The following is a 13,656-nucleotide window of genomic DNA, read 5'->3' as shown; positions in this document are numbered from 1 at the left end:
TATCAACTGGCAGTTAATCGCACAGGCACCGATTTATAAGTAGGTGTGCCGCAGTCTTCAGCAACGCTGCTCAGTGGCACCAGCGGATTGGTTTCCGGGTAATAAGCCGCCACACAACCGCTGGGAATCTGATACGGCACAATCTTAAAGGCGCTTACTTTATAGTCAGACTCGGATGCAGAAAGCGCGTCATCGTCTAATATCGTACTGATATCCACTCTCTGCCCTTCACTAAAACCCAGCGCGGCAATATCATCCGGGCTCATAAATAACACTTCACGTTCACCGGAAACACCACGATAGCGATCGTTCAGACCATACACCGTGGTGTTGTATTGATCATGAGATCTCAGAGTTTGCAGAGAAAAACGACGATCTTGCTGATCAACCGGCATTTCATGCAATAAAGCGTCCGGTAATCCTTTGGCCGAGAACTGTGCTTTACCAGAGCTTGTTCGCCACTGGCGCAGCGCTGCACTGTTTTGCAGATAAAAACCACCCGGCGTCTGAATACGCTGATTAAAGTTTTCAAAGCCAGGAATCACGGCACTGATTTCATCACGAATCAGAGCGTAGTTTCCGGCCAGCTTCAACCAGTCAACGGTTTTATCACCCAAAGTGGCATCCGCAATTCCGGCAATAATAGCGGTTTCCGATCGCAGATTTTCAGTCGCCGGTAGATTCGCCCCACGAGAGCTGTGCACCATACTCATGGAATCTTCCACGGTGATGGCTTGTTCGCCACTTTCCTGAGTATCAATTTCAGTACGTCCCAGGCAAGGTAAAATTAACGACTGCTTGCCCGGCGTGACATGGGTTCGATTCAGCTTGGTGGCAATATTAACGGTTAATTCGCAGTTGGCCAGAGCACGCTGAGTTAATTCGCTGTCCGGAGCGGCGGCGGCAAAGTTGCCTCCCAATGCAATAAATACCTTGGCTTCGCCATTTAACATCGCATGAATGGAATCCACCGTGTTTAATCCGGATTGTCGCGGCATCGCAAAATCGTAACGTTGCTCTAATGCATCCAGAAATGCCGCAGTTGGGTGTTCGTTAATACCCACGGTGCGATTGCCCTGAACGTTAGAATGACCCCTTACCGGACAAGCACCCGCTCCTTCTTTACCAATATTGCCCCGCATCAACAACAGGTTAACCAGCTCTTGAATAGTCGCAACCGAGTGACGGTGCTGGGTAATACCCATCGCCCAGGTAAAAATCGTCCGTTCGCTGTTGGCATAAATGGTTGCCATTAACTCGATGTCTTCGCGGCTGATACCACTCTGATTGACAATTTTTTCCCAGGACGTTTTTTCAATTTCAGCCTGATACTGATCAAAATTAACGCAATGTTGGTGAATAAAGTGGTAATCAATAATATCTGAGCCAACCGCATCCGGGTCATTCGCCACACGCTCAAATAACGCTTTGGCAATACCCCGAACCAATGCCATATCACCACCTAAGCGTGGGGTAAAATAATGCTGACTGATACTGGTGCTGGCACCAATTAACATTTCTTTCGGGCTTTGTGGGTCAGAAAAACGCTGCAAACCGCGCTCTTTTAAATTATTAATCGCCACCACTTTGGCACCGCGTTTCGACGCTTTGCGTAGCGTGGCTAACATACGAGGATGGTTAGTGCCTGGATTCTGACCAAAGACAAAAATCGCTTCAGCCTTATCAAAATCGTGCAGAGTTACCGTGCCTTTACCAACACCAATGCTTTCAGTCAGACCAACGCCGGATGCCTCGTGACACATATTGGAGCAATCCGGAAAATTATTGGTGCCCAACATACGGCCAAATAACTGATATAAATACGCCGCTTCATTGCTGGCACGCCCGGAGGTATATAACAGAGCTTCATCCGGTGTATTCAGATGCTTTAATTGACGGCTGATAATGGTAAAGGCCTGCTCCCAGGAAACCGCCCGATAATGATCAGAACGGCCATCATAAAATAATGGCTGAGATAACCGGCCACTTTTCTCCAGCTCGTGTTCGGTCCAGGTTTTTAATTCGCTGATGCTGTAATGAGCGAGAAATTCCGCATCAACCCGTTTGCTGGTGACTTCCCAGGTGATGGCTTTAACGCCATTTTCACAAAAATTAATTTTACCGCTGTCGCTTTCTTCACCCCAGGCACAGCCCGGGCAATCAAAACCGTCTGGCTGGTTGGCATTTAATAAGGCTTTTACCCCTTCCATGGCATTTTCGCTTTGCGCCAGATGTTTGGCCGAGCTTTTTAACGCTCCCCAGCCACCAGCAGGATGAGAATACGGAGACGAAGAATCGTTGGACTGGCTCATACAAAAATACTCGGATATTAATTTTTTATTGGTTTAAAAATCAGACAATAGCGAAAGGTAAATTTGCATCAGGCAAAGCGATGCAGTTCACCCCGTTTAAAACAGAACAGTTTCAGGCCACATTGGCGCGCGGATTTAACCGCCAGATCGGTTGGTGGCGATAAGGTCACCAGATTACCCAGACCGCTACGGGCGGATTTCTGAATCAGATCATGACTGCAACGACTGGTAATAACGGCAAAACCCTGCAGCCCGGTTAAACTTTTATGACCTGATTGCTGCTTGTTTAACGGCTGAGACAATAAACGGCCAATCAGCTTATCCAGAGCGGAGTGCCGGCCAACGTCTTCCGCCAGCGCAATACAACAACCATGCAAATCGAAAAATGCCGCACCATGATGCCCGCGGATACAACCCTGCTGTTTCTGGATTTCAGGCAGTTGCTGGACGGCCATACGAATAGCAGCTTCATCCGGCACACAGGCGGTACTCTGTGTCACTTCCGGCAAAGTGATCGCCGCCGACACGGAATCGGTGCCACATAAACCACAGCCACTGGGACCAGCCATTAACCGACGCCGTGCTTTTAACTGGTGCTCAGCAGCGGCCAATACCCGGATATCGGCCTGCCAGCCATCCGGAATCTGTTCGGCTTCAACATCGAGAATATCGCTGGCGTTTGCGATAAGACCTTCACTGATGGCAAAACCACGGGCAAAGGCTTCCAAGTCGCGCGGGGTTGCCATCATCACCGCCTGACTGATGCCGTTAATACAGATCGCAATCGCGGCTTCATGCAGCTCGGTGGCGTCACTCAGCTGTTCAGAGGCGGAACCATACAGGGTCGATACAGCACAAACTGATTGCATCCGGCCTCCCAATTCAATATCAGTCTAATATGCATAGCTATTCATATATAAACAGGCAGATACTCTATAAGATCTACCTATAACTGGATAAAAGTTAGCACCCTTGTATGATGGTGAAAATATGCATTTTTGTTCCTATTTAATTCTATGAGTACTAAACGCATCCATATTCACCCCAGCTGGTCGTTCCATGATGACAACGGCAACCGTCTTGATCCGCAGCTGTTTCAGCTGCTGCTTGCCTTATTCAGTCATAAAAAACTGACCCATGCAGCCAAAGCCACGGGCATCTCTTATCGCCATGCCTGGAATCTGATTAATAAGTGGTCGGATTTTTTTGGTACCGAGCTGGTGATTCTTGAACGTGGAAAAGGTGCACAACTGACACCACTGGGGCAAAAACTGGTGTGGGCAGAACAGCGGGTTATGGCACGCTTTCAACCGCAGATGGCCAGCATGGCATCGGAAATTAATGTCGAGCTTAATAAAGCGCTGGCCAATGCCGCGCCAGTGCTGAAAATTCAGGCCAGTCATGGTTATGCGGTTGAGCTGCTGCCGTCTGCCTTAACCAGCCATGATCAGTCCGCCGACTTGGAAGACAGCCGCGTATCAGAAGACAACCTCACTCCAGAAAACAGTCAGGCACCTGCAGAAAGCCTGCAACTGGATCTGCAATACAACACCGCCCTGCAGGCACTGGCAGCAATGAACCGTGATGAGTGTGATATCGCCGGTTTCCACTTGCCATCGGATGTATTGGTGCCATCACTGGTTGAAGATTATCGTCGCCTGTTAAAGCCGCGCGCCCATAAAGTGATTCGTTTTATCCGTCGCGAACAAGGGCTGATCGTCGCAAAAAACAATCCGCTGAATATCAATGACCTGCAGGATCTCGCAGTTATCAATGAAGAAGATGGCATTCGACCGCGCTTTATTAACCGCCAACAGGACTGTGGTACCCGCGCCCTGTTCGATCAGTTACTGATTAATCACAACATCGATGCAGCCAGCATTAATGGTTATCACAATCATGAATTTACCCACTCGGCCGTTGCCGCGTTTGTTGCGGCGGGAATGGCCGATGTCGGTTTTGGCGTAAAAGAAGCCGCACATAAATTTGATTTGGATTTTATCCCACTCTGTCAGGAAGACTATTTATTGGTTTGCCACCAGAGAAAACTCAAACAAGCCGCGGTAGAAAGTTTTATTCAAGCGATATCGTCGGCGTCGTTCAGACACAGTGTGGATCAGCTGGCCGGTTATAACGCCGACCATAGTGGTGAAATCATCGACCTGGCGCTGGTATTAACCAGCTAATCGCCGGTTTTATTCACTAAAACGCGACTTCAATGAGTGACGTTCTGACATTTGAATCAAGTCCCAGCGATTGCCGTACAGGTCTTCAAAGATTGCAACGGTACCGTGTGGTAATACCACCGGTGGTTGCACAAAGGTGACTCCAGCGGATGTCCATTGCTCGTAATCACGCTGCACATCATCACTACTGAGAAATAACATCACCCGGCCGGCACACTGATTGCCAATCTGAGCTTGTTGCTGAGAATCGGATGCGCGAGCCAGCACCAGCGTTACACCCTGAGAGTGCTTTGGCGCAATCACCACCCAGCGTTTGCCATGATCGTCCAGAGGCGTATCTTCGAGTAACTCAAAACCGAGCTTCCCCAAATAGAATTCCAGTGCTTCATCGTAGTCATTAACCAGCAGAGAAATATGAATGATGTTGTGTTGCATGATAGGTACTGTGTTTGTTGAGCAATGAATGTGACGATAACTGAGATCACAATGGATATGTGGCCAATGACGAGTCAAAGACCACATAAATTATGCCAGCGATTTAAATCAGTTTCTTTAACTCACTGTAGTCGCCTTTTACTTTCAGCGTGACCGTCACATTGTGTTTATTACGATTGCGGAAAAACCAGCCGTGTTTGCCGGTAAAGGCAGCGGTTAAATCACCCTGATCTTCCGCGATGCCACGCCCTTTCTCATAAGAAATGGAACGACGCTGACCATTCACCCGGCCGTCACCATGGGCATCAAAATTAATAGGCCCGCCTTCAGACACCCAGAAATACTGAGCAACGGCATTGGCATTCATCACCAGCTTATATTCTGTGCCTTGTCCTGGTGTTAAGACAAATTGAACCGTGTCTTTCCAGACAGGTTGTGATGGTGCTTGCGGCTCTGGCTGGGAAGATACGGGCTCTGTCTTCACCTCAACTTGTTTTTCAACCGCAGAATTTTCATCACCAACTGCTTTGGCTGTTGGCACTTGCACATTGTTAACCGGGGCAGACTCGGCCGACTGTTTTTGTTCTGCAGCTGCCAGCGCCCGATCCGCTTCCGCTTCTTCTGATAACTGCTGTTTAATTTCACCCATATCCGTCAGACCTAACCAACGGCCCGCACCGGTTGGGTCAATGGCATATTCCGCAGGCAATACCACAGTGACCAGTATTACCATGGCGACAACCAGTGCCAGTAGCGTGGATTTAATCAGTTGTTTTGAGCTTGGCAGCTCATCTTTCGAGGGTAAATTTGCGTTGTACATAAAAATGTCACTCGTTAAAAAATGAAAACTAATCTAAAAAAATAAAACTGGTTCAAAAAACAGGCCGAATACTAGACTAAAAAATAGCCACTGAGCTGGTAACCAATCAGCAAAAAGCCAGCACTCATCATGGCAACATTCGCCATATAGGCATGACGTCCGAAGGAATGACTGCGACGCCAGAACCCCATAACAATTAAAATAGCGCTTAACGCCAGTAGCTGGCCCAGCTCTACACCGACATTAAAAGCCAGTAAATTCGGGATCAGGCCATCGGGTGAAATCTGATATTCAAGAATTTTGGTGGATAAACCAAAACCGTGAAATAAACCAAACACCAGGGTCGCCCCCCGGGTATCCGGCTGCACACCAAACCAGCGACGGAAAGCACCAAGATTATCCAGCGCCTTGTACACCACAGATAAACCAATAATGGCGTCGATGATGTAGCTGTTGATGCCGACTTCAAAGTACACACCCAGCAACATGGTGGTGGAATGACCCAGTGCAAATAAACTCACATACAAAGCAATATGTTGCATGCGGTAGAGGAAAAATATCACACCGAATAGAAACAGCAGATGATCGTAACCGGTGACCATGTGTTTGGCCCCGAGGTAGATAAACGAAACGATATGGGTACCGGAAATTTCCTGAATATACCCCTTATCCCCTTCAGCAACGGCGTGAGCCATCACCTCCAGAGGCAATAAACACATCATAATCACAGCAGGCAGCCATAACCGCCAACGCTGAAAAACAGGTTGAAACATACAAGCTCCAAAACAATAACTTGTTAAAACGGAATAAATTTTAAATACGTCCGGACTTAAGCCGGAACAAACAGCACTCTACAGGTGCCAGTCAAGCCAGAGTTTTTGGAGGGCGCTCAAACGGATAATGAGCACGGACAGGCTCATCGCGTTCGATTAAATGGAAGGGAAAATCAGCAATTTCGGTATTACGCAGCAAGCGAGTATTTAATTGCCCGGGAATATCATGCATATGATCACTGGCGTCGTGATGCGCCTGACTACCATGTGGATGAGTATCATGCGGATGACCATCATGTTGTTGTGAATGATCATCATGTGACAACTGATGATCCAGCTGGCTCTGACTTTGATCATGACCAGGATGTGACTGATCAACATCATTATGGTGATGTCCGGCAATCAACTCATTTAATTCAACACTGGCATGAGAAACCACCAGGCCAACCAAAGACGCACTGACACCATTAACCAGCAGCAGAATCAGCGCTAGCGCCAATAGCCGGGTCTGTGGTTTTTTCGCCTTCAGCGAGGCATGGCCAGTGTTCGTAGTAGTCAAAATAAGGGATTTGATCGGTTCAATTAACTAATGGAACCTTACCACTGGCAGCGAGTCATAGGCTAATCAGCTTGTATAGAAACGTAATCCGAATTGCTTAGTCGTTGGTAATTACGTATTTTGTTAGAAATTTTAATGGGTTGAATCATGTCTCTGCGACTGGTTTTGGTATTTGTCTTGTTGCTACAGCACACACTGGTTAATACAGTGGCGGCGTCTGTGCACCTGTCTGCCGAAGACCACTCTATGCGTGAAACACCCCATATTCATTCATTAAGTGCATTGGTTGATATCTTCTCAATCCAAAGTGCTGATGATCATGATGAGTCATCCGATTCACATTCCATTCCCCATGGCGAAGAAGGTCACGACACCCGTGACGAAGTACACGTTCATGTGGTTTGCCCCCTCGCCCATGTTGCCGAAGTTGCTCTGGTAGAAATGCAAAGCGAAAAACCGCTGAATATTTACCACAGCTACACCGGTGTTACCTATAAGCCCCTGCTTCCTCCACCAAACGCGTAATTCACACCACAGTTCTATCTAAATTTTGTGTTAATTCGTTTTTTCCGTCTGGAATTGTAACGCCTGTTTTGCGTACTCAGTGCGCGTAGCCAGGGGGCTAATTCCACACGGACAGGTGGAGAACCTATGAACATTTATCCCCCGCAGGGCTTAACCAGGCCGCTGCAGGTCACTGCTATTGCGCTTCTGAGTATGACGGCGGTTGCTGAACAAACTCAAAGCAGCGATCAAACAATCCTGACTCTGCAGCAGGCGGTTAATCGCACGCTGCAGAATAATCCGCAGTTAGCGGCCTACCCGTTTTATTTGCGCCAGGCCGATGCCGATAAACTGCAGGCTGATATTCGCCCGACACCCAGAGTGGGTCTGAGCGCCGACAATATCCTCGGCAGCGGTAACAAGTCGGGCCTGGATGAAGCGGAAATCACCCTGTCGTTCAGCCAGACGATTGAGTTGGGTGGCAAACGTCAATCGCGTTATGACTACGCCTCAGGTAAGCAACAACAGTTGCAGCTGGAATACGATATCAGCCGCCTCGATACCCTGGCAGAAACCAGCCGTCGTTATTACCAGCTGCTGGCCTTGCAGGCCAAAGGTGATTTGCTGGCACAACGTATTCAACGTGAGCGCCAGGCACTGAAGGTGATCAAACAACGTGCCCGTGCGGGTGCTGTGGCCCAGGCAGATGTTGCCAATATGGCGCTGCAACTGGCCAATAGTGAAGCTCAGCAGCACCACAATGAACGTGATCAGCAACAGGCACGTCTGAGCCTGAGTCAGATGTGGCTGGCCAAAGCCGACTTCGCCGCAGCCGCCGGATCACTGGTTCAACCTCCTGCCCTGCCAAACCAAACTGAGCTGAAAGCGAGCATAGATAACGGTATAAACTCATTGCAGAAAGACGATGGATTACCGGATTTCCGTTATCAGCTGGCGATGCAACGTCTGGCCGACAACCAGCTCCAGCTGGCCCAGGCTAATGGTCGTTCCGACGTCACGGTTAACGCTGGTATTCGCCAACTTGAAGCGACTGGCGATCAGGCGTTTACGCTTGGCTTTTCGATGCCTCTGGCATTCGAAAATCCCAACCGCGGCCGTATTGCCCGAGCTCAGATTGAACAGCAGCTGTCGCAGCAACAAACCGATATCAAACGCCAGCAACTGGCACTGGCTCTGGAAGGCATTCAGCAACAGCTGACGGCCAATCTGGAACATGTTGAGCATATCGAAATGCAACAAATGCCACTGGCGCGCCAGCTGCTGAAAAGCAGCCAGACCGCTTATACCCAGGGCCGTTATTCAGTGTTGCAGTGGATCGATGCACAACAACAATTCTTCCGTTTACAGCTGCGCTTAGTTGATACCCGCCTGGCTGTATTTAACCAGATTCTTGAACTGGAACGCGTATTGGGGCGCCCTGTTGTGTCACCGACCGTCCAATCAGATACAGCAAATTTCCCAGAAGCAACAGGCGCATCAGAAACAACAAGCGTCACTGAAAAAACAAACGCTCCAGCTAAGAACAAGATTTAAAGGTTTTAAACGATGAAAACATTCAAAATAAACACCCTGTTGCGAGCGGTATTAATTGGCTCGTTGTTATTCCCGATTTCCTCTTTTGTCATGGCCGGTGGCGGCCATGGTCACGAAGACCATCATGAAGAAAAGGAAGAAGAAGCCAAAGGTCCAAATGGCGGTAAGCTGTTAACGGAAGGTAACTTTGCGCTGGAAATGACCATTTTCGAAACCGGTATTCCACCGGAAATGCGTTTGTTCGCTTATGAAAATGGTGAAGCCATTCCACCGGAAAAATTTAATGTCAGCGTCACCCTCGATCGCTTAGGTGGTGCCCAGGACAAATTAAACTTCAGCCCGGAGCGTGGTTATCGTGTGGGTGATCAAACCATTGTCGAACCACATTCCTACGACGTCACCATTAATGCCAGCTTCGAAGGTAAAAGTTTCCAATGGAAATTCGACAGCCACGAAGGGCGCGCAGAAATTCCACCACGGTTAGCGCAATTATCCGGGGTAAAAACCGAAGCCGCAGGCCCGCAGGTGATTAAAAGCAGCGACACGTTATTTGGTGTGGTTGGCGCCGCCCAGGATAAAGTGTTTAACCTGCACGCGCCCTACTCCAGCATCGTCGAAAAGGTACTGGTACAGGTGGGCGATTCGGTAAAAAAAGGCCAGACCTTAATGCGCCTGAAAAATACCGAAACCCTGCAAAGCTATTCGTTAAAAAGCCCGAGTAATGGCGAAATTACCGATCTGGATGTTAACCAGGGTGATCGCGCTTTTAATCAGTCACTGATTCAGGTTTCTGATCTGTCCAGAGTCTGGGTGAACTTGTCGGCCTTCCCGGAAAATATCGAAAACATCGCTATTGGTCAGGAAGTCGAAGTGTATGACATGCACGACCACGAACGTTCTTTCGGGAAAATTGAATACGTTGCACCGCAAATGACCGGTGGTCATATTGCCCGCGCCCGAGCAGTGATTGATAACAGCGAAGGCCATTGGCGCCCCGGCATGCATATTAAAGCCGATGTTAAAACCTCTGAACGCCAGGTAAAGCTGGCGGTAAAAACCTCTGCCCTGCAAAGCTTCCGCGAAATGCCAGTCGTGTTCGCCAAATACGGTGATCAGTACGAAGTACGCATGCTGGAAATGGGTGAACAAACCGATGACTGGATTGAAGTGTTGGGTGGTTTAGAACCGGGCACAGAATACGTCACAGAAAACAGCTTTTTATTAAAAGCTGATGTTCTGAAAGACGGCGCCAGCCACGATCATTAAGAGGTAGTAACCATGAATCAATTAATCAACTTCGCCGTTGAGCGGCGCTGGTTGGTGCTGGCAGCCACCTTATTAATTGCTGCCCTGGGAATTTACAACACCAGTAAATTACCTATCGATGCAGTGCCGGATATCACCAATGTTCAGGTACAAATTAACAGCGAAGCCGCTGGTTATTCACCGTTAGAAGCGGAACAACGTATTACCTATATCGTTGAAAATGCCATGGCCGGCATTCCTGATCTGGATTACACCCGGTCGGTTTCCCGTTACGGCCTGTCTCAGGTAACGGTAATCTTTAAAGAAGGTACGGATATTTATTGGGCGCGCCAGCAAATCAGCGAACGCCTGCAGGGTATCCGCAATAACCTGCCATCAGGAATAGAACCTGCGTTAGGGCCAATTACCAGCGGTCTGGGCGAAATCTTTATGTACGCAGTGCGTGCAGAAGAAAATGCCGTAAAAGCCGATGGTACAGCTTACACCGCTCAGGATCTGCGCGAAATTCAGGACTGGATTATTCGCCCACAACTGGTGAAAGTGCCTGGCATTACCGAAATTAACACCATTGGCGGTTTTGAAAAGGAATACCAGGTTGCACCCTATCCCGGCAAATTGCTGGCTTACAAACTGACCGTCGCCGATATTATTACCGCGCTGGAAAGCAACAATCAAAATGCTGGTGCCGGTTACATCGAACGTAACGGCGAGCAATGGTTAATTCGCTCGCCGGGGCAATTAAACAACCTCGATGATATTGCGCAACTCGTAGTCGCCAAACGTGATGATGCCCCAGTGCGGATTAAAGATCTGGCAGACGTACGTTTTGGTAAAGAACTGAGAACCGGTGCCGCCACCCGCAATGGTGAAGAAACCGTACTCGGTACCGCCTTTATGTTGCTGGGTGAAAACAGCCGCACCGTGTCCAAAGCCGTGGCACAGAAGCTGGCTGAAATTAATCCGAGCTTACCGCCAGGGGTTTACGCGGAAGCCTTATACGACCGCACCACGCTGGTAGAAAAAACCATCGACACGGTGAAAACCAACCTGTTTGAAGGCGCGGTATTGGTTATTGCCGTGTTGTTCGCATTGCTGGGCAATATTCGTGCAGCATTAATTGCAGCACTGGTGATCCCGCTGAGTATGTTATTTGCCATAACCGGTATGACCACTAACCGGGTATCCGGCAACCTGATGAGTTTGGGTGCGATTGATTTTGGCCTGATCGTTGATGGGGCTGTGATCGTAGTGGAAAATTCATTGCGTCGCTTAGGCTTAGCGCAGCAACAGTATGGTCGTTTATTAACCCTGCAGGAACGGCTAAAAGAAGTGGCCATCGCCACCCGTGAAGTATTCCGCCCGGCGGTATTTGGCGTATTAATTATTATGCTGGTGTACCTGCCGATTTTTGCCTTAACCGGTGTCGAAGGCAAAATGTTCCACCCAATGGCCTTTACCGTGGTTGCGGCATTATTAGGCGCCTTAGTTTTCTCGGTAACTTTTGTTCCGGCGGCTATCGCCATTCTGGTGAAAGGCAAAGTCAGCGAACATGAAAATGTGGTGATGAGCAAAGCCCGTCAGCTGTATCAGCCGATTCTGGAAAAATCGCTGAATAATGCACCACTGGTGATGATCCTTGCTTCCGCTCTGGTAATTGGCAGCGCCTTCCAGGCCACGCGTTTGGGCAGCGAATTTTTACCTCAGTTAGATGAGCATGACCTGGCGTTACACGCCTTGCGTATTCCCGGTACCGGGATTGAACAGGCCGTTGGTATGCAGAAAGTGCTGGAAGCGCGCTTACGCGAATTTCCGGAGGTGGAAAATGTGTTTGCCAAAATTGGTACCGCTGAAGTGGCCACCGACCCGATGCCACCGAATGTCGCCGATACTTTTATGATGTTAAAACCCCGGGATCAGTGGCCGAACCCGGATAAATCAAAAGCCGAACTGGTGGAAGAAGTTCGTATCGCCGTGGAGCAGATTCCCGGCAATAAATACGAATTAACCCAGCCGATTGAAATGCGTTTTAACGAATTAATCGCCGGTGTGCGTTCTGACGTTGCGGTTCGTATCGTGGGTGATGATCTGGATGTACTGGCTGAATACGCCGAGAAAGCCACCGGCTTATTATCGAAAGTGGCTGGCGGGCGTGATGTACGAATGGAACAGGCCAAAGGTCTGCCGATGATTTCGGTGGTTCCGGATCGCGATCATCTGGCACTGTTAGGTTTAACCGTGGCCGATATTCAGAGCGCGTTGCAAACCGCCATCAGTGGCCAGCAGACGGGTCTGATTTATGAAGGTGACCGTCGCTTTAAATTACTGGTACGCATGGACGAAAGCCTGCGTAAAAATCCCAAAGCACTGGCGCAAATTCCGGTGGCCATTCCCTACCCGGCAAATCCGGATGATGAGAAATCAGAGCTGGATTATGTGCCGCTGGGTGAAGTCGCCGATATCGTTGAGATTCAGGGACCGAACCAGATTAACCGCCGTTTTGGTAAACGTAATATCGTGGTTACCGCTAACGTCGAAGGCCGTGATTTAGGTTCTTTTATTAAAGAAACCCAACAGGTTATGCGTGATGAACTGGGCCTGCCTGCCGGTTATTGGCTGGAGTACGGCGGCACCTTTGAGCAGCTGCAGTCCGCCAGCCAGCGTTTAAGCATTGTCGTGCCTCTGACGTTATTGCTGATTTTAGGTTTACTCTATAGCGCCTTTAATTCACTGCGCGATGCACTGGTGATCTTTACCGGTGTACCACTGGCGTTAACCGGTGGTGTGATTGCCCTGACCCTGCGCGATATGCCGCTGTCGATTTCTGCCGCGGTTGGTTTTATTGCCCTCTCGGGTGTTGCGGTTCTGAACGGCGTGGTGATGCTGTCGTTTATTCGCGAATTGCGGGATGAAGGTAAAGGCCTGGCCCAGGCAATCTGGGAAGGTGCCAGCCAGCGTTTACGCCCGGTACTGATGACGGCATTGGTGGCAAGCCTTGGGTTTGTGCCGATGGCGTTTAATACCGGGACTGGCGCCGAGGTTCAGCGGCCTTTGGCGACCGTGGTGATTGGCGGGATTATTTCGTCGACCTTATTAACACTGGTCGTGTTGCCGACGTTGTATCAGTTGGTGTATCGGCATTTTGGTGGGAAGAAGGTTGAGGGGTGATTAGTCATTAACTAAAAAGGAGCACTTCGTGCTCCTTTCTGTTCTCTGATTCTATCAAAACACGTTGATCTGACCTTTCCTG

At 49.2% G+C, this 13,656-nt stretch carries 11 protein-coding genes; 5 read left to right on the top strand and 6 right to left on the bottom strand.

Annotated elements, in window-relative coordinates:
• Nucleotides 1-2: 2 nt before the first annotated feature.
• Both ACOQOZ_RS02435 and ACOQOZ_RS02430 read right to left on the bottom strand, forming a co-directional pair.
• Nucleotides 3-2,312: an FdhF/YdeP family oxidoreductase gene (locus ACOQOZ_RS02435; protein ID WP_420590698.1), complete on the bottom strand. Its 2,310-nt coding sequence runs from the start codon at nucleotides 2,310-2,312 to the stop codon at nucleotides 3-5.
• A gap of 68 nt (nucleotides 2,313-2,380) precedes the next feature.
• Nucleotides 2,381-3,181 (bottom strand): formate dehydrogenase accessory sulfurtransferase FdhD, encoded by an 801-nt coding sequence (locus ACOQOZ_RS02430; protein ID WP_420590697.1) that lies wholly within the window; start codon nucleotides 3,179-3,181, stop codon nucleotides 2,381-2,383.
• Nucleotides 3,182-3,328: 147 nt separating this feature from the next.
• On the opposite strand from ACOQOZ_RS02430, the gene ACOQOZ_RS02425 reads away from it, so the two are divergent.
• On the top strand, nucleotides 3,329-4,498 hold the full coding sequence (locus ACOQOZ_RS02425; protein WP_420590696.1) for a substrate-binding domain-containing protein: 1,170 nt from the start codon (nucleotides 3,329-3,331) through the stop codon (nucleotides 4,496-4,498).
• A gap of 9 nt (nucleotides 4,499-4,507) precedes the next feature.
• On the opposite strand, the gene ACOQOZ_RS02420 is transcribed toward ACOQOZ_RS02425, so the two are convergent.
• The 4 genes from ACOQOZ_RS02420 to ACOQOZ_RS02405 form a co-directional block, all read right to left on the bottom strand.
• On the bottom strand, nucleotides 4,508-4,933 hold the full coding sequence (locus tag ACOQOZ_RS02420; protein WP_420590695.1) for a VOC family protein: 426 nt from the start codon (nucleotides 4,931-4,933) through the stop codon (nucleotides 4,508-4,510).
• A 103-nt stretch (nucleotides 4,934-5,036) separates the two neighbouring features.
• On the bottom strand, nucleotides 5,037-5,753 hold the full coding sequence (locus ACOQOZ_RS02415; RefSeq protein ID WP_420590694.1) for a hypothetical protein: 717 nt from the start codon (nucleotides 5,751-5,753) through the stop codon (nucleotides 5,037-5,039).
• A 71-nt stretch (nucleotides 5,754-5,824) separates the two neighbouring features.
• Nucleotides 5,825-6,475, bottom strand: a complete 651-nt coding sequence (locus ACOQOZ_RS02410) for a HupE/UreJ family protein (protein WP_420592389.1) — start codon at nucleotides 6,473-6,475, stop codon at nucleotides 5,825-5,827.
• A gap of 142 nt (nucleotides 6,476-6,617) precedes the next feature.
• On the bottom strand, nucleotides 6,618-7,085 hold the full coding sequence (locus ACOQOZ_RS02405) for a hypothetical protein (RefSeq protein ID WP_420590693.1): 468 nt from the start codon (nucleotides 7,083-7,085) through the stop codon (nucleotides 6,618-6,620).
• A gap of 147 nt (nucleotides 7,086-7,232) precedes the next feature.
• Here ACOQOZ_RS02405 and ACOQOZ_RS02400 point away from each other — a divergent pair, with 147 nt between their 5' ends.
• The 4 genes from ACOQOZ_RS02400 (at nucleotide 7,233) to ACOQOZ_RS02385 (ending at nucleotide 13,574) form a co-directional block, all read left to right on the top strand.
• Entirely contained in the window at nucleotides 7,233-7,610 is a 378-nt protein-coding gene (locus tag ACOQOZ_RS02400; protein WP_420590692.1) for a hypothetical protein, read from the top strand.
• 126 nt (nucleotides 7,611-7,736) lie between these two features.
• Nucleotides 7,737-9,143 (top strand): TolC family protein, encoded by a 1,407-nt coding sequence (locus tag ACOQOZ_RS02395; RefSeq protein ID WP_420590691.1) that lies wholly within the window; start codon nucleotides 7,737-7,739, stop codon nucleotides 9,141-9,143.
• Nucleotides 9,144-9,155: 12 nt separating this feature from the next.
• A complete protein-coding gene (locus ACOQOZ_RS02390; RefSeq protein ID WP_420590690.1) occupies nucleotides 9,156-10,409 on the top strand; it encodes an efflux RND transporter periplasmic adaptor subunit in 1,254 nt (417 codons plus the stop codon).
• Between the two features lie 12 nt (nucleotides 10,410-10,421).
• Complete coding sequence (locus ACOQOZ_RS02385) at nucleotides 10,422-13,574, top strand: efflux RND transporter permease subunit (RefSeq protein WP_420590689.1); 3,153 nt, start codon at nucleotides 10,422-10,424, stop codon at nucleotides 13,572-13,574.
• Nucleotides 13,575-13,656: the final 82 nt, after the last annotated feature.

The organism is Bacterioplanoides sp., from assembly GCF_965219715.1.
GTDB lineage: Bacteria > Pseudomonadota > Gammaproteobacteria > Pseudomonadales > Oceanobacteraceae > Bacterioplanoides.
This window is presented reverse-complemented; position numbering and strand designations above follow the sequence as displayed.